This window comes from Arthrobacter humicola (assembly GCF_039531445.1).
Taxonomy (GTDB): domain Bacteria; phylum Actinomycetota; class Actinomycetes; order Actinomycetales; family Micrococcaceae; genus Arthrobacter; species Arthrobacter humicola.
The window spans coordinates 1-835 of the sequence record NZ_BAAAQB010000032.1 but is presented as its reverse complement, the minus strand read 5'-3'; the positions used below and the strand labels follow the sequence as shown (position 1 = coordinate 835).

The window sequence follows — 835 nt, the reverse complement described above, 5'->3', positions numbered from 1 at the left end:
GCCGGGAAGCGGCGCCACGGTGGATGTGGCGCCGCTTTTGCTGTCGGTCCCTTGTCGGGGTGTGGTGCGGTTAGGCGCCGATGATGTTGTATTCGGGGCCGAAGGGGAACTTCGTGATGTTCTCGGCTCCGTCCTGGCCGACCACGAGGATGTCGTGCTCGCGGTAGCCGCCGGCGCCGGGCTGGCCGTCCAGGACGGTGATCATGGGCTCCATGGAGACCACCATGCCGGGCTCCAGCACGGTGTCGATGTCCTCGCGGAGTTCCAGTCCGGCTTCCCGGCCGTAGTAGTGGCTCAGGACGCCGAAGGAGTGGCCGTAGCCGAACGTCCGGTTGGCCAGCAGGCCGTGGCCGACGTAGATCTCGTTCAGCTCGGCGGCGATGTCCTTGCAGACAGCTCCCGGCTTGATGAGCTCAAGGCCGCGCTTGTGGACTTCCACGTTGATGTTCCAGAGCTCGAGGGAGCGGGCGTCGGGTTCGCCGTAGAACAGGGTGCGTTCCAGGGCGGTGTAGTAGCCGGAGGTCATCGGGAAGCAGTTCAGGGACAGGATGTCGTGTTCCTGGATCTTGCGGGTGGTGGCCCAGTTGTGGGCGCCGTCGGTGTTGATGCCGGACTGGAACCATACCCAGGTGTCACGGATTTCCGAATCCGGGAAGGTCCGGGCGATTTCGTGGACCATGGCCTCGGTGCCGATCAGGGCGACCTCGTACTCGGTGATGCCGGCGGTGATGGCGTTGCGGATGGCCTCGCCGCCCAGGTCCCCGATCCGGGCACCGTGCTTGATGACCTCGATCTCCTCGGCCGACTTGATCATCCGCTGGCGCATGGCGGCCTG

The 835-nt window shown here is 65.6% G+C and carries 1 protein-coding gene; it reads right to left on the bottom strand.

Features of this window, described 5'->3' with window-relative positions; translation table 11 throughout:
• Positions 1 to 70 precede the first annotated feature (70 nt).
• On the bottom strand, positions 71 to 835 hold a 765-nt coding region (locus ABD243_RS11590; protein ID WP_344365667.1), incomplete at its 5' end, for a M24 family metallopeptidase.